The organism is Marmoricola sp. URHB0036 (assembly GCF_000426045.1).
Classification (GTDB): domain Bacteria; phylum Actinomycetota; class Actinomycetes; order Propionibacteriales; family Nocardioidaceae; genus Marmoricola.
Genome location: NZ_AUEP01000004.1, coordinates 238,978 through 260,846, shown reverse-complemented (window position 1 = coordinate 260,846; position 21,869 = coordinate 238,978). Strand labels below are relative to the sequence as shown.

Sequence of the window (21,869 nt, the reverse complement as noted above, 5' to 3'; positions counted from 1 at the left end):
GATTTTGGTTGGTAGGAGCCCGCCGAGAGGGCAATCGTGGTTGGTCTCGGCCAGCCATTTCTGCCCGGTGGGCGTCGTACGGCCAACCGTTTGTGCCCGGTGGGCGTCGTACGGCCAACCGTTTGTGCCCGGTGGGCGTCGTACGGCCAACCGTTTGTGCCCGGTCGGCGGGGGGAGGGTGGGGAGACCTAGGGTGGCGGTCGTGCCTCGAGGGTCCGTCGTCGTTCCCGCTCCGCTGCTGGTGTTCGGCGGAGTGGTCTCGGTGCAGTTCGGCGCGGCGCTGGCGGCCACCCTGGTCCCGGAGATCGGGGCGGGCGGATCGGTGCTGCTGCGGATCGCGTTCTCGGCGCTGATCCTGCTGCCGCTGGCGCGGCCGCGGCTGGTCGGCCACTCGCGACGGGCGTGGCTGACCGTCGTGGTGTTCGGGGTGGTGCTCGGACTGATGAACTGGAGCTTCTACGGGTCGCTGGCGCACCTGCCGCTGGGGGTCGCGGTGACCGTCGAGTTCCTCGGTCCGCTGGTGCTGACGACGGTGCTGTCGAGACGAGCGCTCGACTACGTGGCGGTGGCGGCGGCCGGGGGCGGAGTACTGCTGATCTCCGAGGTGTTCACCGTGCCCCTCGACGAGCTCAGCTGGATCGGGCTGACCCTCGCGGCCACGGCGGGGGTGATGTGGGCGGCGTACATCCTGTTGAGCGGGCGCACGGGTGCCGAGTTCCCGAAGCTCGACGGCCTGGCCCTGGCCCTGGTCGTGTCCACGATCGTGGTGCTGCCGGCCGGGTTGGCGAGCAGCGACCTCTGGACCCGCGAGCACGTCGTCAAGGGCCTCGGCCTGGCGGTGCTGTCCTCGTTGCTGCCGTACTCCCTCGAGCTGCTCGCCCTGCGCCGGCTGGCAGCCAACGTGTTCGGGATCCTGCTCTCCCTCGAGCCGGCGGTGGCCGCGGTGGCGGGGTTCGTGGTGCTCGACCAGACCCTGCACCCCGCACAGGTGGTCGGCCTTGTGCTCGTGGTGGTCGCCAGTGCGATCGTCATGGGCGTACGACGACCCGAGGAACCGGGCCAGATCGAGTCCGCCTGAGGGGGACGCTGAGGAGAGGACCCTGAGGAGAGGACATGACCGTGTGGCCTGTGTCACGCTCTGCCCATGACCGAGCTGGCCGACCCGACGTTCCTCGACGACCGACTGGCCCACTGGGCCGAGGTGAACCCGGACGGCGAGGCGTTCACGTACCTCGGTCGCACGTGGACGTGGGCCGAGTGGGAGGGGCGCGTACGCCGCCTGGCCGGTGCCCTGAAGGCGAAGGGGATCGGCCGTGGCGACGTGGTGTCCTTCCTCGACAAGAACCATCCGGCGTGCGTCGAGCTGACCATGGCGGCGGCCAGCATCGGCGCCGCCAACGCGATCATCAACTTCCGTCTGGCCGGCGACGAGATCGACTACGCGGTCAACGACTCGGGGGCCAGGCTGCTCCTCGTCGGCACCGAGCTGATGCCGCAGATCGAGAAGATCCGCGACCGGCTCACGAATGTCGAGCACGTCATCGAGGTGGCGCCCGAGGGCGGCGACGGCGACGAGTACGAAGCCATGCTCGCGGCCGCCGAGCCGGTCGGACGCGACCCCGAGGTCACACCCGACGACGTCTGCCTGGTGATGTACTCCAGCGGTACGACGGGGCGCCCCAAGGGAGTCACCCTCTCGCAGGCCAACATGGTCGCGCACACCCTGAACGCCCATGAGGGTTGGGGATTCGACGACGGCGACAAGAACATGGTCTCGATGCCGCTGTTCCACGTCGGCGGTTCGTCGTACGTCCTGTTCGGCATCCACGACGGCGTGCCGAGCGTGATGACCCGCGACCCCGACGGTGCCTCGCTGGCCGGCGCGATCATGCAGGGCGCCAACCGCACCTTCCTGGTGCCGGCCGTGCTCGCCCAGGTGCTGCAGTCCGGGGATGACGCGATCAAGCTGTTCGGCCAGCTCAAGACCTACTGCTACGGCGCCGCGCCGATGCCGATGCCGCTGCTGCGCGCCGCGATCAAGGCCTGGCCCGACACCGACTTCCTCCAGGTCTACGGCCTGACCGAGCTGTGCGGCGTGATCACCCACCTGCTGCCCGATGCGCACCGCGACGACGCCCACCCGGAGCGGCTGGTCAGTGCCGGACGGCTCATCCCGCAGGCCCAGCTCAAGGTCGTCGATCCCGAGTCGCTGGAGGAGGTGCCGACCGGGGAGAACGGCGAGCTCTGGTTCCGTACGCCGCAGCTGATGCAGGGCTACCTGAACAAGCCCGAGGCCACGGCCGAGGTGATCACCGAGGACGGCTGGTTCCGCACGGGCGACATGGGCAAGGTCGACGCCGACGGGTTCGTCTACGTCGAGGACCGGCTCAAGGACATGATCATCTCGGGTGGGGAGAACATCTACTCGCCCGAGATCGAGCGCGTGCTGGCCGAGCACCCCGCGGTGGCCGAGGTCGCCATCATCGGCGTACCCGACGATCGCTGGGGCGAGACGGTCAAGGCCGTGGTCTCCCTCAAGCCGGACACCGAGGCGACCGAGGAGGAGCTGATCGCCTTCTGCCGTGAGCACCTGGCCCACTACAAGTGCCCGAAGAGCGTGGACATCATCGAGGCGCTGCCGCGCAACCCGACCGGCAAGATCCTCAAGCGTGACCTGCGCAAGCCCTACTGGGAGGGGCGCGACAGATCCACCGTCTGACGCTGCCCCTGCTGCTCGCGCTCGCTCTGCTGACAGGGTGTGGCAGCGCGAGCTCCACCGACCTGCCTCCGCCCGGCGACCGGGTGCCGATCACCTCGCGCGCGATCGCCGCGGTGATGCTCGACCACCTCTCGGCCCGGACGACCCACCGGCAGGCGACGTACGTCGACGAGAACTCGCCGGCGGGCTATGTCGGAGCGGACTTCCGCTACCACGGCGGGGGCGAGGACGACGGTGACCTGGTGCGGGTCACCCTGCAGCGCTCGAGCCACCTGCCCGCCTGCAGCGACGACCAGTGCGCCGACCTGGGTGACGGCGCCCAGCTGAGGTGGGATCTCGTGGAGCCCGAGGAGGACCCGGGGGTCGTCGCCGTCGCGTTCGAGCGCGACGGCGCGCTGACCACCGCGCTGCTGGCCGGCCCGGACATCACCCGCGATCCGCGCAAGCTGAAGCTGCAGCCGTCCGTGCAGGCCCTGACCGACCTGGTGCGCGACCAGCGGCTGCGGCTGCGCACCAGCCCCCAGGCGATCGCCGACGGAGGCCACGTGGCGCACTGGAGCGGTGGCGAGCGCAAGCCGGGTGAGCTCGACGAGGTCCCGAACAACGACCAGACAGTGGTCACCGGCTTCATCTTCGGGTGGGAGCACGACTGGCGCTACCTCGGTCCCTCACCGCTGAAGCAGCTCTTCGGGCCGAAGGCGATCGGCGGCAGGGTCGCGGTCTCCAAGGAGCTCGAACCGATCGGTCCCGGCACGGTCGACGCCCTCGCGGCCCCGTCGCCACCGGCCTGGCTCACCAGCTGCCTGCCCGGCTACACCTGCTGGTCGAATGGGGCCGAGCACTTCGCCTGGAGGCCGGCCAGCGGCAGTGACCACGGTGACGCCTACCTCGTGCACGTCGACCCCTCGGGTGAGACCGTCGCACTGCACACCGACGGCCGATACCGGCTCTCGCACAGTCGTCGCGCGGCCATGGCCGCCTCCGGCTACTTCCTCTGGGGCACCGACTTCTACGACGACAGCCAGCCGCTGCGTGTCGGGCTCACCACCACCCGCGTGCGCTTCGAGCAGGCGAGCAGGGCCACCCACGGCTAGTCACCTAGTCGCGCGCGGTGGCGTCCTCGGCATCGAGCCGGTCGAGCAGGTCGCGCAGGCGCGTCGAGGAGGCCGCGCTGCCCTCGGCCACCGCCTCGACGTACTGCTCCAGGAACGGCAGCCGCGACTGCGCCTCCTCCACGGCGTCGAGGCGCTTGGCCAGCGCGGTGGAGCGCTCGTGCACGACCTCGCGGTTGCGCAGCAGCATCCGCTCCAGTCGACCGGTCTGCACGTGCACCTGCCGGGCCAGCAGCAGCACGGTGTACGCCGTCACCGCCGTACCGACCGCGACCAGCACGATCAGGAGCGGTAGCGCGATGCTCACCAGCACCTGGGGTGAGTCCGGCAGCAGCCCGGGCAGGAGCAGCGCCAGCACGACCACCAGCGCGGTCACGCCGAGAACCAGCCGTCGCCGCCGACTCGCGCGCCAGCGGTCGGCCCGGGCCAGCGTCGACAGCAGCTTCGGCGTCGGCCGGCTCTTGCCGACGTGGTGGACCGAACGCTGCACCGGCCGCTCCGGCGCAGCGTCGGTGCCCGCGTCTGCGCCGGCGTCGAGCGCCGCCAGGACCGCGCCGACCTGACCCGTGTGGTCAGCGGTGGACGGCGCCAGGCTCAGCAGCACCGACTCGTCGACACGCTCCGCGTCGGTGATGGTGACGCCGCTCCGATCGAGCAGGTCGTCCAGGCCGGCGTGCGCACCGGGTCGTACGGCGATGCGCAGCGCCGCACCGCCGGCGACGAGCCGGGCACAGGCGGCCTCCAGCGCCGCGGTGAAGTCCCCGTCGAGGACGAGGCCGAGCTCCACCAGCTGGTCGGGGTCGACCTCCTCCTCGAGGTCGGCATAGCTGGTGACGAACAGGTCCGCGTCCTGTCGACCGAACGCAGCGGCAGCCGACTCGCGGCTGTGGCCCACCGCGACGCGACGGTGGGTGCCGCGGCCATCGTCTATCGTCACGTGGAACTCCCTGGCTGTGGAAGGCGACCCGAAAGGAGGAATGTGGGGATCACCCGTGGTGGAGGATCTACCTCACCCGCCCCGCGGCTGGTGAGTCCATCGGTCAGCGTAGTGGTCCCGACGTTCCGAGGCGCGCAGCGAGTGCGCGAGTGCCTCGCCTCGCTCGTGGCGCAGACGGTGTCCCCAGACCGCGTCGAGGTGGTCGTCGTCCACCCGGGCAACGATGCCGAGATCCCCGCGCTGGTGGACGATCTGCGAGCGAAGCACTCCCGCCTGAACCTCCGCATGGTGGAGGCGCGCGGGCCCGACGAAGGCCAGGCGCGCAACGTCGGCATCGCGGCCGCGCGGGGCGACTACCTGACCGTCGTCGACCCCGACGACCGCCCGGGCCCTGACTACCTCGAGGCCTTGCTCGAGGAAGCCGATCCGGGCGTCGTGACGGTGGCGGTGGTCGCCGAACCGGACGGGCGTGGGTCGACCGACCCCGCTCTTCGGCGCGTCGCAGGTCGGACGCTGCTGGCCAGCGAGCTGCCTGCGTTGTTCGGCTCCCACACCGGCACCCTGGTGAGCACCGAGCTCGCCCGCTCCGCAGTCGTCGACCCCGGCCTGCGCAGCGGTGCGGACCACGCCTACTGGCTGTCCCTGTTCGCGCAACGGCAGTTCCGTTTCCGCGTGCTGCGAGCCGGCGACGACGCGACGTACCACCGCATGACGCGCCCGAGCAGCAGCCAGGGTGATGACGGGTTCTTCGACGTCGTACGACGACTCGAGTGCATGCGGGCTCTCGAGGGCGTGCCGCGCACCGACCCCTCCGTGGCGCGAGTGGCCCGCGCGGTGGCCGAGGACCTGGCGTCCGGGATCAACAGCCATCTCCGCGCCCACCCGGACCAACGTCCCCGCGTCGTGGCGGAGGCCGAGACGATGGGCGTGCGCGAGGTGCCGTGGTCGACGGTGAACGCCGGGCTGGCCCGCGACCTCGCCATCTGCTACTGCTTCCCACCCGACAACGACACCAGCGGTCTGGTCGCCGCCAAGCGCATCCGCGGCCGGGGAGTGGTGACCGACGTGGTGAGCCACGACCTGTCGTGGATCCGCGACGTGGACCCGCTGTCGCTCCGTGTCCCCGGTGAGTTCCTGGGCCGCCACCACGTGGTCCGGGGGACAGCCAGCTTCACCGGCTGGACACACCTGTCGCGGTTCGCGAAGGAGGCGGTCGCCACCGTCGACCGGTGGGAGGCCGAGCAGGGCTCCTACGCCACGCTGTACAGCCGGGCCATGGCGGTCTCCTCGCACTACGCGGCCGCGCTGGTCAAGGCACGTCGGCCCGAGATCCGCTGGACGGCGGAGTTCTCCGACCCGATGCGGTTCAACATCTTCGGCGAGGAGCGACCCGACGAGGTCGCCTGGGACTGGCTCTCCCACGAGCTGGCCGACGCCATGTGCGCTGCCGGCCACCAACCGGTGCTCCGCCCGGAGGAGGGTCTGCGACTCTTCGAGTGGGTCGAGCGCCTCGTCTACGCACTGGCCGACGAGATCACCTTCACCAACGACCAGCAACGCCGGCTGATGATCGAGCACTGCGAGGACCCCGCGCTGGCGCAGCGGGCGATGGAGATCTCACAGGTGCACGCTCATCCCGTACTTCCGCGCCCTTTCTACGAGCTCGCACCGGTCGATCTCGACCGCACCGATGACGCGGTGCAGCTGGCGTACTTCGGGGCGTTCTACCAGACGCGCCACCTGGGCGACCTCGTCCAGGCGCTGCTACGGCTTCGCCAGGACGAACGCGAGCGGCTGCGCCTGCGCGTCTACACCCCCGACCCGTCCCGGCTCACGCTCGAGCTGGCCCGGCTGGGCCTGGCCGGCACGGTCACCGCTCACCACTACCGCCCGGTCCTCGAGTTCCTCAACCTCACCACCCACTTCGACGTCCTGGTGCTCGACGACGCCCGCACGTCCGGGTCCCACGACGTCAATCCCTACCTGCCCTCGAAGCTGTCCGACTATCGCGGCAGCGGTACGCCGATCTGGGCGATCGCCGAGCCGGGTAGTGTGATGAGCTCGCTGCAGTTCGAGTACGAGTCGACCCTCGGGGACGTCGACCAAGCGGTCGCTGTGCTTCGTGAGCTGGTTCGGGAGCGGGTTTCCACATGAAGAAGCGAACGGCCTGGCTGATGTCCATGGTCTTCGGGTGCGTCTCGGCGCTGAGTGCCTGCGGGCAGCTGGACGACGAGTCCGGCCGGCGCGAGCCCGCGAACGCGGCGACCAGCTCGTCTGCTGCGGCGAGGTCGAAGCCGGCTCGGGCCACGATCCAGCTGAGCCGGCTGCCGTTCGTGGCGAGCGTGGCCACGTTCTCGCCGCGCCGACCGCGCGCCTGGGTCAGCATCCAGCGCTGGGACGGAGCGGTCTGGCGCACGGCCATCTCCGGCCGGCAGAGCCGCGCCGGCACGTTCGCCTTCGCGCTCAGTCCGACGACGTCGATCGGCCAGAAGTACCGCGCCGTGAGCGTGTCCGGGCGCGGTGGTCGCCTGGTCTCGCGGGTGGCCACGCCCTCCACACGCTGGCGCAAGGTCTGGGGTGACGAGTTCGCCGGCACCCGCCTCGACCCCGGCAAGTGGCGCACCCGCGTGCAGGAAGCGACCGGACGGCGCCAGTGTGCGACTCCTGGTCCTGCCCTGGTGCACGTGCGCAGTGGGCAGGCGGTCCTCGGGATCAGGCGCGTCGGCGGAAAGACGCGGGCCTGTCCTCACGGCGTGTTCAAGAACGCCATGATCGGCACCGGGGAGCCGACGCCCGGGTTCAGCGCGCGTTATGGCCTGTTCGCGGCACGTCTGAAGTTCCAGGCCGGCCGCGGCCAGCACGGCGCGTTCTGGATGCAGGCGGCCGAGAGCGGCGGAGCCGAGATCGACGTGGCGGAGTACTTCGGTGACCACCGGTCCGACGGCGGCATCAGCAGCTTCATCCACAAGACCTCCTCCACGGGCGCGCTCACCAGCGTGGGCGGCAACCGACGCTCGGTGAAGAAGCTGTTGGGCAAGCGGCGCACCCCGTCCTCCGGCTGGCACGTGTGGTCGGTCGAGTGGTACCCCGGCGGCTACGTCTTCCGGATGGACGGGCACGTGACCATGCGGACCAGCAAGGCGCGCGTGGCGGTCCGCGAGTACGTCGTCCTCAGCCTGCTCACCTCCGACTGGGAGCTGCCCGCGCTCAACACCACGACGTCGACGATGAAGGTCGACTGGGTACGTGCCTGGCAACACTGAGACCCCGGCGGCTCGAAATTTGGTCGTTTTGCCGCGTTGTGGCCGCGCGCAGGGTTGAATGTCGCCGTACGTCGCGTCGCTGCAGTCGGCGTGGTGGTCGCTATCTCCGGAGCCCCCTCGCCATGAAATCTCGCCCGCTCGTCTCGGTCCTGGCCCTGACGATCCTGAGCGTCGTCCTGGTCGGACTGACGCAGCCGACCGCATCTGCAGCGGCGTTCGCCGCCCGCGTGTCCCGACCGGTGCCGGTCGTCGGCGAGGTGGTCACGGTCGCAGGGGCGGTGCCCCCGGCCAAGCGGACGGTGGTGCTGCAGAAGCTCCTCGGTGGACGGTGGGTGCGGGTGAAGGCGGCGAGGACGGCTCTCTACGGGAGGTACACCTTCGCCGTGCGTGCGACCGCGACCAACACCCCCTACCGAGTCGTGGCACCACTGGTGAAGATCAAGAAGCGGAAGTACCCCGCCCGCAGCTCGAACGTCGTGCACGTCACCGGGGTGCGCCCGAGCCTGACGTTCGGCGCACCGGTCCGGGACGCCTACACCGGGAGCACGATCGCCTCGGCCACCGCGCTGTTCGTGCCCGCCCGTCCCGGGACCCCGGTCGACCTCTACCGCCTGACGAACGGGGCCTGGACCAAGGTGGCCACCGCGAAGCAGAGCTCCGCCGGAGTGGCGACCTTCGCGCCGGCCCCCGACTCGTCGGGGTCACCGGAGACCTTCCGGGTGGTCGCCGCGCCGGGGTCCGGGGCCGCAAACCTCGTCAGTGGGTCCTCGCAGTCGAGCTCCGTCTCGAGCTCGTTCGGTGACGAGTTCACCGACCCGACGAGCAGCACCAACTGGGCGACGCGCACCCAGCTCCCGGGTGGCCTGCGCACCTGCGCCCAGACCGACCCCGACATGGTCACCTTCGGCAACGGGACCGTCACGTTGCGAGCCGAGAAGCAGGCCGTCAACCCGACGACCACCAGCTGCCCGAACGGCTTCTGGCACAACGGCATGATCGGGACCGCGGGCGCGACGCCGAGCCGAACCTTCGGCCCCTACGGGTACTACGCCGCACGCGTGCTGTTCCAGAAGGCAGCCGGCTCCCACGGCTCGTTCTGGATGCAGGCCGCCGGCGCGGACGCGGCCAACGGTGTGGAGATCGACGTGGCCGAGTACTTCGGCGACGGCCGCACCGACGGCGGCCTCAGCAACTTCGTCCATGCCACCACGGGCTCCAGCACGGCGACCTCGGGTGGCATCCAGACCACCGCGAAGTCGGCCCTGGGTGCGGGGCGGACGCCGTCCAACGGGTGGCACGTCTACTCGGTGCAGTGGTCCCCGGCGGGCTACGTCTTCCGGGTCGACGGCATCCCGACCTTCTCGACGGCCCAGCCCCGGGTGGCGAGCGGCACCGAGGAGCTCGTGCTCAGCCTGCTCACCTCCGACTACGAGCTGAAGGCCATGAAGTCGAGCTCCACGTCCATGTCGGTGGACTGGGTCCACACCTGGGGATGACACCCTGAACCTCGTGTCGGGACCAGTACGCGCCGTGCCTGAGGTGACCGTGATGGTCACGACGTACGACGGCGCCGACCGCATCGGCCGCTGCCTGGACTCGCTGGCGACCCAGACCCTCCCTCCCGAGCGGTTCGAGGTGCTGGTCGTCCAGAACGGACCGCCGTGCGCCACGCCGGCCGTGGTCCGGGAGTTCGCTCGCGCCCACCCGAGCCTCCAGGTGCGCCTGGTCGAGCTCAGCCAGGGCGGGCTCGGGCACGCGCGCAACGTCGGGCTGGGGGCGGCCCGCGGCAGCTATGTCACCTACGTCGACGACGACGACTGGATCACGCCGCCCTTCCTCGAGGTGCTGTTGCGGCATGCGCGCGAGGGCGTCGTACCGGTCGCCCTGGTCAGCGCCAGGCACGACGACGGCACGGCGCCGATCGGTGACCTCGACTTCGACAACTACGCGAGCCGCAGGCTGCTGCCGTACGCCGGGCGCACGGTGTCCAGCGACAAGGTCGTCGCCGCCATCTCCTTCAATGCCGGCAAGCTGCTGCCCACCCGGATCGCCCGGAGCCTGCGCTACGACGAGAACCTGCGCAGCGGCGAGGACTTCGTCTACTGGCTCGAGCTGCTGAACCGTCACCCCTTCCGGCTGCACGTCGTCAGCACCGAGGAGCAGGTCGCCTACTGCCGCTCCCTGCGGGAGGGCAGCCTCGGCCGCCAGAGTGCCGACTACGAGTTCCTGGTGACGCAGCGGCTCGACTGCCTGGCCGCGCTCGAACGGGTCGAGACCGAGGACCCGGTGGTGGCGCGGGTGGCACACCTGATGCGGGTGGGGCAGGCCGAGTGGATGAACCGTTATCTCCGCGAACGTCCCGACGAGCACCACCGGGTGGTCCTCGACGCTCGCGGCCGCGGGCTGGCCAGGGTGCCGTGGCGCTCGGCCAACCAGGGACTCGGCCGCGACCTCACCCTCATGTGCACGGTGTCAGGACACCTCGACACCAGCGCTCTGCTGCCGGCGATCCGCCTGCGCGGTCGCGCGGTCGTCTCCGACGTGATCGGCAACGAGGACGGGGAGTTCGCCGTCCTCGACCGCGGCTCGGACCGGGTGGCCGAGGAGTTCGTCGATCGGCGTCGGCTCCTCGACGCGGTTTCTGGCGCCGACCGTTGGTCCTCGATCAGCCGGTTCGCCTGGCAGGTGGAGGAGCAGGCTGCGGCATGGGAGAAGGACAAGGGCGCCTACCGCCGCGTGCACAGCGGTCCCACGGCTCTGGCCACCCACGCCGCGGCAGCGCTGCTCAAGGTGCGTCGCCCGGAGCGGCTCTGGGTCGCCGACCTGTCCGACCCCGGTGCCTTCGCCGTCGACGACACCCCCGCTCCCGAGGACGCGCTCGGCCGTGAGCTGCGGCGCGCGCTGCACGAGCAGGGCGTCGAGCTCCCCGAGTGTGGGCTGGGCGAGTTCGTGCAGCTGGTGACCTTTGCCCTGGCCGACCAGCTGTCGTTCGGCGAGCGCGAGGGCCTGGAGGCGATGCTCGCCGACTGCCGTGACAGTGCCCTCGCCGACCGCGTCCGGCTGCTGTCCCGGGTCGACGAGCTGACGTCCGTCCCGCTCGTGGAGTCGACGTACGACGTCTCCGGCAGCGGCGTCATCGACATCTGCCACCTCGAACCCTGGGGGTCCGACCCGAGGCTGGGCGACCTGATGGACGTCGTACGCCGGACGGCGCCGCGCGACCGCCGACGCATCCGCGTGCACGTGTTCACGAGCGACTGGGACCAGCGGCGCCTCGAGGTCACGCGGGCCGGTCTCGGCGACGTCTTCGCGGTGCGCCCTCTGGTGCCGCTGACGGAGCTCCTCTCCCTGGCGCGGCACCTCGACGTCGTCCTCCTCCACGAGGGTGGGCAGCTGGCCCGGATGATCTCCGCCGGCCAGCATCCGCCGCAGGTGTGGACGATGCAGGACACCGACGCGCCCGGATTCGAACGCCGGTTGCGCGACCTGCTCGACCAGTCAGGCGCGAGGGCTGCGTTACGGTCCTGATGTCTCGGGACGCGGACGTGAGGAGGGCAGGCCCATGCGGAAGCACATCCTGGTCGTCTACGGCACCCGTCCCGAAGCGATCAAGCTCGCCCCACTCGTGCGCGCCCTGCGTGCCGACGGCGACCTCCGCACGCAGGTGGTCGTCACCGGTCAGCACCGGGAGATGCTCGACCAGGTCCACTCCTTCTTCCGGATCACGCCGGACGTCGACCTCGACCTGATGAGCCACGGAGCCACCCCCAACGCGGTGGCGCGGGCGGTCCTGAGTGAGCTCGAGCGCGTGCTAGAGGCCGAGCGACCGGACGCCGTGGTGGTGCAGGGCGACACCACCAGTGCCTTCGCCGCGTCGCTCGCCGCGTTCCTGGCCGGCGTCCCCGTGGTCCACCTGGAGGCCGGCCTGCGCACCGGCAACCTCCGCTCGCCGTTCCCCGAGGAGGCGAACCGCCGGCTGACCGGTGTCGTCACGTCGCTGCACCTGGCGCCGACCGCGACGGCCCGACGCAACCTCGAGCTCGAGTCGGTCGATCCGGCGACGATCCTGGTCACCGGCAACACCGTCGTCGACGCCCTGCAGTGGGCGGTGCAGCAGCCGGTCGCGTTCACCGACGAGCGGGTGGCGTCCCTGGGTCGCGACCGGCCGCTTGTGCTGGTGACCACCCATCGCCGCGAGTCATGGGGAGAGCCCATGCAGCAGGCAGTGGCGGCCATCGGTGATGTCGCCCGGGACCATCCCGAGCTCGACGTACTGCTCCCGCTGCATCGCAACTCGGTGGTGCGTGACGCCGTGCAGCCTGCCCTCGGCGAGCTGCCCAACGTGATCCTGACCGAGCCGCTCGCCTACGCCGAGTTCGCCCACCTGATGGCCCGGTGCCGGCTCGTCGTCACCGACTCCGGCGGCGTGCAGGAGGAGGCGCCGAGCTTCGGCAAGCCGGTCCTGGTGCTGCGCGACACCACCGAGCGCCCGGAGGGAGTCGAGGCCGGAGTCGTGCGGCTGATCGGCACCGACCGGCAACGAGTGGCCCACGAGATCGAGCGTCTTCTCGACGACCCCACGGCGTACGCCGAGATGGCGCGGGCCGTGAACCCCTACGGCGACGGGGAGGCCGCTCGGCGGAGCACGGGCGCGATCCGTTTCTTGCTGGGCCTGGGCCCCATGCCCGAGCCGTTCGTGGTCGCTGACCTGGATGCGCCGGCAGCGGAGCCGGTGACCGCCCAGGGGCGCCCGTGACGTCCTACGAGCGTGGCGTGGCCGTCATCGGGCTGGGCTACATCGGCCTGCCCACGAGCGCGGTCCTGGCCGACCACGGTCTCCGCGTGCACGGCGTGGACACCGACCCACGGGTCGTCGAGGCACTCAACCGTGGCACCGTGCACATCGTCGAGCCGGACCTCGACGAGGTCGTCCGTCGGGTGGTCGACGCCGGGAGGCTCACGGCGTCGGCCGACATGGTGGCGGCCGACGTCTACGTGGTCGCCGTGCCCACACCGTTCGTCGACGACCACCAGCCGGACTTGCGCCACGTCGAGCAGGCAGCGCGCGCGATCGCCCCGCTGCTGCGCGGTGACGAGCTGGTGATCCTGGAGTCGACCTGTCCGCCGGGGTCGACGGCCAGGATGAGCGCCTGGATCGCCGAGGAACGCCCGGACCTGCGCCTTCCCCACGAGCACCCGGAGTCACCGGACGTGCACATCGCGCACTGTCCCGAGCGGGTGCTGCCGGGCCACACCCTCGACGAGCTGGTCAGCAACGACCGCGTCGTCGGCGGGCTCACGCCGGAGTGCGGTCGCCGGGCCGCGTCGCTCTACGAGCTGTTCGTCGAGGGTGAGATCTCCCTGACCGACGCGGCCAGCGCCGAGATGGCCAAGCTGGTGGAGAACACCTTCCGTGACGTCAACATCGCCTTCGCCAACGAGCTCGCCGAGGTGTGCGACCACCTCGGGCTCGACGTCTGGCAGGTCATCGAGCTGGCCAACCACCACCCGCGCGTGCAGGTGCTCCAGCCCGGTCCCGGTGTGGGCGGGCACTGCATCGCCGTCGATCCGTGGTTCATCGCGGCAGCGGCTCCCGAGCAGGCCCGGTTGATCCGCCAGGCACGCGAGGTCAACGATGCCCGGCCCCAGCAGGTCGTCGACCGCGTCGACGGTGTCGCGGCCACGGGCGCCACCGTGGCGTGCCTGGGGCTGGCGTTCAAGCCCGACGTCGACGACATGCGGGAGAGCCCGGCCGTGACCGTCGTCCAGCGGCTCGCCGAGTCCCGGCCCGACCTGCACCTGCTGGCCGTCGAGCCGTACGCCGAGAAGCTGCCGGCCGCCCTGGCGCCGTACGACAACGTCGTGCTCGACGACCTCGCCGAGGCCCTCGACCGCAGCGACGTCGTGCTGCTGCTCGTGCACCACGCGGCGTTCGTCGACCTCGACCCGGCCCTGCTGGAGGACAAGCAGGTCGTGGACACCAGGGGGATCTGGCGAGGAAGCAGGACCGGTTGATGGCACCGGGCGCTCGGGTCGGGGTGTTCGGTGCCCATGGGCTCGTGGGCGGTGCGGTGTCGGCCCACCTACGGGCCCGAGGTCGTGACGTGGTGCCGCTGCGTGCTCCCCGCGGGCCACGGCTGTCGCCGTCGGACGGTCGCGACACCTGGGTCGCGGCCGCGCAGGAGGAGTCGGAGGAGCTCGACCTCGGTGGACTGGAGGCAGTGGTCAACGCCGCCGGGAACGCCGATCCCGTCTCCTCCGACGACGCCGCCTTCCTGTGGCCCAACGCGGTGCTGCCGTTGTGCCTGCTGCGCGCCTGTGCTCGCGCCGGGGTTCCCCGTTTCGTGCACGTCAGCAGTGCCGCTGTCCAGGGCCGGCTCCGGTTGGATGACAGCGAGCGGCACCAGCCGCACTCGGCGTACGCGAGGTCCAAGGCCGTGGGCGAGGACCTGCTCCTCGCCGAGGCTCCTGGCCCGACCCGGTTGGTGATCTACCGTCCGGTGGGCGTGCAGGTCGCCTCGCGCCCGACGACCCGGTCGCTGGTGCGACTGGCCTCGTCCAGGCTCAGCGTGGTGGCGCGGACACCGGACGGACCGAGCCCGCAGCTGACCGTCGACTCGATGTGCACGGCGATCGGGTTCCTGCTGGAGCACGCCGATCCGCCCGTGGTCGTGGCCCACACCGGGGACGGGCTCTCGCCGTACGAGCTCTCCTGGCTCCTGGGTGGACGACGGCCTCTCCGTCTGCCGAACGCGGTCGCGCGGACAGTCGTCCGGGCCGCCGGCCTGCGCCACGCAGGGTGGGGACGACGTGCGGAGGTGCTGCTCTTCGGCCAGCCGGTCGAGCCCACCTGGTTGGGCCGAGAGCTCCGACCGACGGCCGACGCGGAGGACGCGTGGCGACGCCTGGGTCGCGAGGTGCGGAGTGGCTGACTCGTGGGTCGCCTTCCTGGTCGCCACGGTGTCGGCGGTCACGTTGGTCGGACTGTCCGTTCCGGTCCTACGCCGGTGGCGGGTGGTCGACGCCGCCTCGGTCCGTTCCTCGCACCGCGGGGAGATACCCCGTGGCGGCGGGGTGGCCGTGACCGTGGCAGTGGTGATCGCCTGCGTGGCGGCCGGTGCCGGCCAGGTCGTGCTGGTGCCGCTTCTGGTCTTCGCGGTTCCGCTCGCCGTGCTCGGTCTGGTCGACGACGTCCGGTCGCTGTCGCCCGAGATCCGGCTGCTGGTGCAGCTCGTCGCCGGCGTCGCCCTCGTCGTCTCCTACATCGCGAGCGGTGTGTCCTCGCTGGACGGCACGGCACTGCTCCTGCGTGTGGTCGCCGCTGCGGTCGGGATCGCTCTGGTGCTGTGGACCGTGAACGCGGTCAACTTCATGGACGGCATCAACGGCATCTCGGCGCTTTTCGCGATGGTGTGCGGCGGGTGGTACCTCGTGGTCGGCCTCCAGGACGACCATCGCCTCCTCTCCGTCCTCGGGGCGGCCCTGCTGGGAGCGGCGCTGGGCTTCCTGCCGTGGAACGCGCCGACGGCACGCGTCTTCCTCGGTGACAGCGGCAGCTATTTCGTCGGCGCGGTCGTGGCCCTGCTCGCGGTCGGCACCTGGGCGTCCGGCAGCGGTCTCCTCGGCGCCGTCGCGCCGCTGCTGGTCTACCTCGCCGACGTCGCGGTCACGTTGGCACGCCGTGTCGCGCGCGGCGACCGCTGGCGCGAGGCGCACCGGCTGCACGTCTACCAACGCGTCCTCGACCACCGACGCTGGCCGCACCTCACGGTGGCGCTGCTGGTCGCCGGCGCCAGCGCCTCGTGCTGCCTGCTGGTCGCGGTGCTCCCGGCAGGGCTGGCGTCGGTCGGGTGCCTGGCGGTCCTCGCCGGCTACCTCTCGCTGCCGCGGATGCTGGGTGCTCCTGCGTTCGGGTGACGGCGGGTCAGGACACGAGCACAGCACCGAGCACCGGAGTGTGCACCCGCTCGAACTGGGTCCGGGCCGCGACCACCTCCGGCTCCGTCGTACGCCCGCGCACGACCGTGAGCAGCACGCCGTCGCAGCGGGCGGCCAGGGCGGCCGCGTCGGTCCCGACGGTCGTGGGCGGGGCGGTCACCAGCACGAAGTCGTAGCGGTGTGCGGCATCCTCGACCAGCTGGCCGAGGGCCGGCGAGTGGAGCAGGTCGGCCGGGTTGGTCGGCGTCGTCCCCGCGACGATGACGTCGACACCGGACGCGGCGTGCTTCCGGGTCACGTCGTCGATCGTGGCACCGCCGTCGAGGTAGTCCGTCAGCCCGGCACCTGCGGCGTTGAGCTCGAGAAGGGCGGCCAGGCGGGGGTCGAGCAGGTCACCCTCCACGAGCAGCACACGCGCGCCGGTGTCCGCGAGGGCGCTCGCGACGGCGCTCGACAGCTGCGGCACTCCCTCCACGGCGTGCGGACTGCTGACGGCGACCGAGAGGCACCTGTCCGCACCGGGGAGCTGGAAGAAGAGGCTGGTGCGGAGCTCGCGGACCGCCTCGTCATGCTGCTCGGCCGGTCCGGGCAGCACCCCCAGCACCGGCGCGCCCAGGGCGTCGACGACCTGGTCCTCGTCGCGCAACCGGGGGTCGAGCCTCGCCACCGCCACGGCCAGCCCGAGCCCCACCAGCAGGCTTGCGACGGCACCGACCACGGGGTTGCGCCAGGCCGGGGCCGCCGTGGCCGAGACGGCCGGCCGCTCCTGGCTCACGACTGCTGCCCGAAGGACGGGGCGACCCTCACCGCGGGTGGCCTCGATCCGGTCGATGACCGTCGCGACCGACTCCGCTGCATGGGCTGCGATCTGTCGGGTTTCGTCGGCATGGGGGTCGCGCACACTGATGGTCAGCAGCGTGGTGCCGGTGCGCACCGAGACCGCGATCCGGTCCTCGAGCTGGTCCACGCTGAGGTGCAGGTCGAGCCGCTCGAGGACATCCTGGGCCACGGTGTCCCCACCGGCGATCTCGACGTACGACGCCATCCGTTGCTGGGCCAGCAGGGCGGCGGAGTAGGCATCGGACGACGTCGTGTGGGCCGTCCGCACGGGGGAGACCAGGACGTTGGAGGTCGAGGTGTACGTCGAGGTGGCCAGCTGGTCGAGCAGCAGGGTGAGGGCCGTGCCCGCGACCACGCAGAGCACGATGATCCACCACCCGCGCGCGAAGGCCCGCAGGTACTGGACTGGCGTCACCGGTGCCCCCTCGCTGTCGATCGACCTGCCCGGGTCGCTCGGGGCCCCACCCTAGGGGACCCGGACACGCTCGCCTCGACGCGCGCCAGAGGGTGAGGCGCGTCGCGGCACGGTTAGGGTCGGGGCCAGCCAGCCGCCGGGACGGAGGTCGTTGTGAGCAGCACGCCTGTCCCGTTGCCTGCGGCCGACCGGGTCCTGCGGACCGGTGCCGGCTCGACCATCCAGGCCCGGATCGCCCCGTGGGCGTACGCCGTGTCGCTGGCCTGGTGGGCGTCGAGCTGGAACCTGCGCAACTCGGTGCTGATGGTCTGGTCGCCCGTCGAACCGGTCTGGATCGGCACCGCCGCCGTGGCGCTGTGCGTGGTGCACCGGCTCGGCCAACCACTGCGCATCCACCCCGCCGTCACCGGGCCGCTGCTGCTGCTCGTCGTCGGGTTCCTGCCCGGTGCCCTGATGAGCAGCGGCGACGGGTACGGGCCGACCAAGCTCGCCACGATGGCGTTCGTCCTGTTGCCGGTGCTCTGTGCGGCGATCCTGCTGCTGGACAGCGCCCTCACCAGGTGGGCATGGGCGTGGGCACAGGCGATCTTCGGTGCGGCCGTCGCCGTGGGGGCGTTGGAGCTCAACGACCCGACGCGCATCCTCCAACCGGGTCGTTTCACGCTGGCGATGGTCGACACCATCAGCTCCTCGCGGCTTGTCGGTGCCACGGTCGTGGTCCTGCTGGTGGTCGCTCTCGGGTCGCGCCGACGATGGTGGTGGGCACTGCCCCTGGCGGCGGGCTTCGGCATGGTGCAGGTGCACATCGGCAGCCGCGGGCCGCTGATCGCGGTGGTGCTGACGCTGGCCGTCGTGGTGCTGACCGGCCGGTGCTTCGCCGGACGCCGGGCCCTGCTGGTTGTGTTCGGCGCCGCCGTGGCCGTCGCGGCGTACCTGTATGCACGGCTGGCCGGTGGAGCAGGCGGGGCGCGGATCGTCGAGTCCGTGCAGTCGGGCCTGGCCGACAGCCTGCGTACGGACCTGTTGAGCGATGCGATCCACCTGGGGGCGATCTCGCCCGCCGGCATCGGTTGGGGAGACTTCGCCCTTCGCAGCGACATCGGCGGCCAGGTCGCGAACGATGCGGGCGTCGCCTACGCGCACAACATCTTCGCCGAGACGTTCTCCGAGGGTGGCCTGCTGGCCGTGCTCGCGTTCGGGCTGCTGGCGGTGCTGGCCCTGCTCCGGCTCCAACGCGTGACCACCGACCCGCGGGAGGCCGTGGTGTTCGCGACGGTCGTCTACTGGCTGGTCAACGCCCAGACCTCGAGCGACATCGTCGGCAACCGCTTCATGTGGATCGCGCTCGCGTGCGGCCTGGCGTCGTACGCCGACGGCGTACTGCTGCGTGGCGCGCGCACCGGTGAGAGCGGCGGTGGGCGCAAACCCTTGGGATTCCGGCATAAGCCGCGTCCCTCGGGGAACGATGACCCCGGAGGGGCCTGAATCACGCAGCCCTGACAACGGTGCGGTGTGCCAGAACATGACCCGCACGTGACATCTTGTGTTGAGTTGGTCTCATTCTCAGGGGACGCGAGGAGTTGGCGTGCGAGACATCTTGGTCCGGGCCAGGAGGGGCAGGGTCTACCTGCTGGTGGCCTACGACTTCCTCTGCTGGGTCGCCGGGTTCGTCAGCATGGCGGCCGTCCAGGTGGCGGTCGGCTACAGCGACGTGCAGAACCTCGGTGCCGCGACCGCGGCCGGTGTCCTCTGCGGCCTGGGTTTCGTGGTGCTCGGCCTGCCTCTGCACCTCCACCACGGGCGGGCCAAGATCGGGTCGTTCTACGACGCCGTGCTGGTCGCCGGCCTGGCGGCGGTGGTGGCCGCCCTGACGATGATCGTCAACGTCCTCCTCGGATCACCCATGCGTGTCTCGGTGACGGTGATCGGGCCCTGCGTGACCTTCGCCCTGCTCCTGGGGGCCCGTGCGGCCTACCGGATGATGCGGGAGTGGATCGAGGTGCACCCGCCCAACACCCGTGCGCGCCGTCCGGTCGTGGTGATCGGCGCCGGGCTCGGTGGCACCCAGCTGATCCAGTCCATGGTGCGCGACCCGGAGTGCCCCTGGGAGCCCGTCGCCCTCGTCGACGACGACCCGGCGAAGCGGCACCGCCGTCTCAACGGCGTCCCGGTCATGGGCCTGGCGACCGACTTCGCCAATGTCGCCCACTCCGTCGGGGCTCGCACCGTCATCATGGCCGTGCCGAGCGCGACCTCGGAGCTGGTGCGCACGTTCAACCGGCAGGCGGTGCAGCACGGGCTCGAGCTCAAGGTCGTCCCCTCGACCGCTGACCTGACGAACCCCGCGCAGCTGCAGATGAAGGACGTCCGCGACATCGAGGTGACGGACTTCCTCGGCCGCAAGCCCATCGAGACCGACGTCCACGAGATCGCCGGGTACCTTGCCCACCAGCGGGTGCTGGTGACGGGCGCCGGCGGGTCGATCGGGTCCGAGCTCTGTCGACAGATCGCGCAGTTCGGGCCCGAACGGCTGGTGATGCTCGACCGGGACGAATCGGCGCTGCACGCGGTGCAGCTCTCGATCGACGGCCGGGCGCTGACCAACTCCGACGACCTCGAGCTGGTCGACATCCGGGACGCCGCCCGGGTGCACGCGGTCTTCCAGCGACACCGCCCCGACGTCGTCTTCCACGCCGCGGCGCTCAAGCACCTGCCGCTCCTGGAGGGTGCACCCGGCGAGGCCGTGAAGACCAACGTCCGCGGCACCCAGGTGGTCCTCGACGCCGCCCGGGCGTGCCACGTCGTGAGGTTCGTGAACATCTCGACCGACAAGGCGGCGAGTCCCTGCAGCGTTCTCGGCTGGAGCAAGCGGATCTCCGAGGGACTCACCGCGGCCGCGGGGGCGGTCGCCGACGGCGACTACCTGAGCGTGCGTTTCGGCAACGTCCTCGGCAGCCGCGGATCGGTGCTGACCACCTTCACCGCCCAGATCGCGCAGGGCGGACCGGTCACGGTCACCGATCCGCGCGTCACGCGCTTCTTCATGACCATCCGTGAGGCCGTGCAGCTGGTCATCCAGGCCGGCGCCATCGGTGGGGGCGGCGACGTGCTGGTGCTCGACATGGGTGACCCGGTCTCGATCGCGGATGTGGCCCAGCAGCTGATCGAGCTCAGCGGCAAGCCGGTCGACATCGTCTACACCGGCCTGCGCCCGGGAGAGAAGATGCACGAGGAGGTCTTCGGTCCCGGAGAGGTCGACCTGCGGCCGCGACACGAGCTGATCTCCCACGTCCCCGTGCCGGCCTGCCCCGACGACGTACTCCGTGATCTCGATCCTGACGCGGACGAGTGGGTCGTGCGGGCCGGACTGCGCGCCGCCGCCGAGCGGATGCTCACCGTGCCGCAGGACGGGTACGACACCGCGGACGTCGGGCGCACGTGAGCAGACGCATCCTGCACGTAGCAGCGGTCGACTACACCGCGGTCACGCTGCTGACCCCACAGCTGCGGCGCCTCCGCGCGCTCGGGTACGACGTGCGGCTCGCCTGTCGTCGTACCGACGACCGGCACTGGGACGCGCTCCGGGAGTTCGACCCGGTCGACATCGCCTTTCCGCGGGCGCTGCGGCCCGCAGCGATGCTGGGCGCCGCCCGCCGCCTCGCCCGGACGGTGTCCGACTGGGAGCCCGACCTCGTCCACCTGCACAGCCCGGCGGCCAGCCTGGCCGTCCGTGCGCTGCCCAGCCCGTGGTGGCCACGCTCCACCCGCGTCTTCTACACCGTGCACGGGTTCCTGCACACGTGGCCGCCCCAGGGCACCCTCGAGCGGGTCGTGCAGCGCGTCGAGCAGTGGCAGTCGAGGCGCACCCACACCTTGCTCTTCCAGAGCGTCGAAGACCTGCGTGAGGCGCAGCGACGCGGCTACTCGGGCCACCTGGTCCTGCTCGGCAACGGCGTCGAGGACGACTGGTTCGAGATCCCTCCGCGCACCCGTGACGAGCAGCTCCAGCTGGTCTTCGTCGGTCGACTCGTGCGGGAGAAGGGTGTCGTCGAGCTGGCCCGAGCGATCACCGGCCGGTCCGACGTACACCTGCACGTCGTGGGGGAGGCGCTTCCCTCGGACCGCCACCCGGTCGGCGAGGAGCTGGACCGGATCGTCCGCGAGGCCGGTGCAGGCGACCGCGTCACCCGTCACGGGATCCTGACCCGCGATGAGCTGGCCAAGCTGATGGAGGGCATGGACGTGCTCTGCCTGCCCAGCCACCGCGAGGGAGTGCCGCGCAGCGTGATCGAGTCGCTGGCAGCGGGTCGCCCGGCCATCGTGACCGACATCCGCGGCAGCAACGAGCTCGTGGAGGACGGCGTCAACGGGTGGATGGTCCCGGCCGGTGACGTCGCGGCGCTCACCCGGGTGATCGGACGGGTGGCCGAGCTGGCTCCGGAGGACCTGGCCCGGTTGGGGGCCCGAGCCCGCGAGTCCGTCGATCCGGCCCGTCGCGAGTCGCAGGTGCTGGACCGGCTCGTCGCTTCCTATGCGAACGCCGGTGTGCCACCTCCGGGGACGGCGGGGTCGATGTGACCATCTGTGTTGAAATGACCTGCACCGGGCGATCGGATCGCGGTGCACGACCACGATACGAAGGAGG

The 21,869-nt window shown here is 71.3% G+C and carries 16 protein-coding genes; 14 read left to right on the top strand and 2 right to left on the bottom strand.

Annotated features, from left to right (window positions below; translation table 11 throughout):
* The first annotated feature begins 202 nt into the window (after positions 1-202).
* From H976_RS0103865 to H976_RS0103855, 3 genes are all read left to right on the top strand, one after another.
* A complete protein-coding gene (locus tag H976_RS0103865) occupies positions 203-1,078 on the top strand; it encodes a DMT family transporter (protein WP_027860468.1) in 876 nt (291 codons plus the stop codon).
* 66 nt (positions 1,079-1,144) lie between these two features.
* Positions 1,145-2,719, top strand: coding sequence for a long-chain-fatty-acid--CoA ligase (locus H976_RS0103860; protein ID WP_027860467.1), 1,575 nt, complete (start codon positions 1,145-1,147; stop codon positions 2,717-2,719).
* An 83-nt stretch (positions 2,720-2,802) separates the two neighbouring features.
* Complete coding sequence (locus H976_RS0103855; protein WP_027860466.1) at positions 2,803-3,813, top strand: hypothetical protein; 1,011 nt, start codon at positions 2,803-2,805, stop codon at positions 3,811-3,813.
* Between the two features lie 4 nt (positions 3,814-3,817).
* On the opposite strand, the gene H976_RS30275 is transcribed toward H976_RS0103855, so the two are convergent.
* On the bottom strand, positions 3,818-4,768 hold the full coding sequence (locus tag H976_RS30275) for a hypothetical protein (RefSeq protein WP_196803947.1): 951 nt from the start codon (positions 4,766-4,768) through the stop codon (positions 3,818-3,820).
* Here H976_RS30275 and H976_RS28475 point away from each other — a divergent pair.
* From H976_RS28475 to H976_RS24390, 8 genes are all read left to right on the top strand, one after another.
* Positions 4,718-6,922, top strand: coding sequence for a glycosyltransferase (locus H976_RS28475; protein WP_369758994.1), 2,205 nt, complete (start codon positions 4,718-4,720; stop codon positions 6,920-6,922). The genes H976_RS30275 and H976_RS28475 overlap by 51 nt on opposite strands.
* Positions 6,919-8,031 carry a family 16 glycosylhydrolase gene (locus H976_RS0103840; RefSeq protein WP_027860464.1) on the top strand — a complete coding sequence of 371 codons (1,113 nt, stop codon included), beginning with the start codon at positions 6,919-6,921 and terminating at the stop codon, positions 8,029-8,031. Before H976_RS28475 ends, H976_RS0103840 begins: the two co-directional genes overlap by 4 nt.
* Positions 8,032-8,153: 122 nt before the next feature.
* Complete coding sequence (locus tag H976_RS0103835) at positions 8,154-9,527, top strand: glycoside hydrolase family 16 protein (RefSeq protein WP_027860463.1); 1,374 nt, start codon at positions 8,154-8,156, stop codon at positions 9,525-9,527.
* Positions 9,528-9,540: 13 nt separating this feature from the next.
* The gene (locus H976_RS0103830) at positions 9,541-11,559 is read left to right on the top strand and encodes a glycosyltransferase family 2 protein (RefSeq protein ID WP_155917940.1); all 2,019 of its coding nucleotides are present in this window, start codon (positions 9,541-9,543) and stop codon (positions 11,557-11,559) included.
* Between the two features lie 34 nt (positions 11,560-11,593).
* Positions 11,594-12,787 carry a non-hydrolyzing UDP-N-acetylglucosamine 2-epimerase gene (gene wecB, locus H976_RS24400; RefSeq protein WP_081682642.1) on the top strand — a complete coding sequence of 398 codons (1,194 nt, stop codon included), beginning with the start codon at positions 11,594-11,596 and terminating at the stop codon, positions 12,785-12,787.
* Positions 12,784-14,046 (top strand): UDP-N-acetyl-D-mannosamine dehydrogenase, encoded by a 1,263-nt coding sequence (gene wecC, locus H976_RS0103820; RefSeq protein WP_027860461.1) that lies wholly within the window; start codon positions 12,784-12,786, stop codon positions 14,044-14,046. The genes wecB and wecC overlap by 4 nt, the downstream gene beginning before the upstream one ends.
* Complete coding sequence (locus H976_RS28470; protein ID WP_051276146.1) at positions 14,046-14,963, top strand: NAD(P)-dependent oxidoreductase; 918 nt, start codon at positions 14,046-14,048, stop codon at positions 14,961-14,963. The genes wecC and H976_RS28470 overlap by 1 nt, the downstream gene beginning before the upstream one ends.
* Positions 14,956-15,948, top strand: coding sequence for a hypothetical protein (locus H976_RS24390; protein ID WP_051276144.1), 993 nt, complete (start codon positions 14,956-14,958; stop codon positions 15,946-15,948). The genes H976_RS28470 and H976_RS24390 overlap by 8 nt, the downstream gene beginning before the upstream one ends.
* Before the next feature lie 7 nt (positions 15,949-15,955).
* On the opposite strand, the gene H976_RS0103805 is transcribed toward H976_RS24390, so the two are convergent.
* The gene (locus H976_RS0103805; protein WP_027860460.1) at positions 15,956-17,224 is read right to left on the bottom strand and encodes a polysaccharide biosynthesis tyrosine autokinase; all 1,269 of its coding nucleotides are present in this window, start codon (positions 17,222-17,224) and stop codon (positions 15,956-15,958) included.
* Between the two features lie 153 nt (positions 17,225-17,377).
* Here H976_RS0103805 and H976_RS0103800 point away from each other — a divergent pair, with 153 nt between their 5' ends.
* From H976_RS0103800 to H976_RS0103790, 3 genes are all read left to right on the top strand, one after another.
* Complete coding sequence (locus H976_RS0103800; RefSeq protein WP_027860459.1) at positions 17,378-18,709, top strand: O-antigen ligase family protein; 1,332 nt, start codon at positions 17,378-17,380, stop codon at positions 18,707-18,709.
* A gap of 100 nt (positions 18,710-18,809) precedes the next feature.
* Positions 18,810-20,666, top strand: a complete 1,857-nt coding sequence (locus H976_RS24385) for a nucleoside-diphosphate sugar epimerase/dehydratase (protein WP_051276142.1) — start codon at positions 18,810-18,812, stop codon at positions 20,664-20,666.
* Positions 20,663-21,802 (top strand): glycosyltransferase, encoded by a 1,140-nt coding sequence (locus tag H976_RS0103790; protein ID WP_027860458.1) that lies wholly within the window; start codon positions 20,663-20,665, stop codon positions 21,800-21,802. The genes H976_RS24385 and H976_RS0103790 overlap by 4 nt, the downstream gene beginning before the upstream one ends.
* Positions 21,803-21,869 lie beyond the last annotated feature (67 nt).

Excerpts from the sequence above, each read along its gene's own strand:
- H976_RS0103840 (WP_027860464.1), top strand. The coding sequence starts at position 6,919 with ATGAAGAAGCGAACGGCCTGGCTGATGTCCATGGTCTTCGGGTGCGTC.
- wecB (WP_081682642.1), top strand. The coding sequence starts at position 11,594 with ATGCGGAAGCACATCCTGGTCGTCTACGGCACCCGTCCCGAAGCGATC.
- H976_RS0103835 (WP_027860463.1), top strand. The coding sequence starts at position 8,154 with ATGAAATCTCGCCCGCTCGTCTCGGTCCTGGCCCTGACGATCCTGAGC.
- H976_RS28470 (WP_051276146.1), top strand. The coding sequence starts at position 14,046 with ATGGCACCGGGCGCTCGGGTCGGGGTGTTCGGTGCCCATGGGCTCGTG.
- H976_RS0103860 (WP_027860467.1), top strand. The coding sequence starts at position 1,145 with ATGACCGAGCTGGCCGACCCGACGTTCCTCGACGACCGACTGGCCCAC.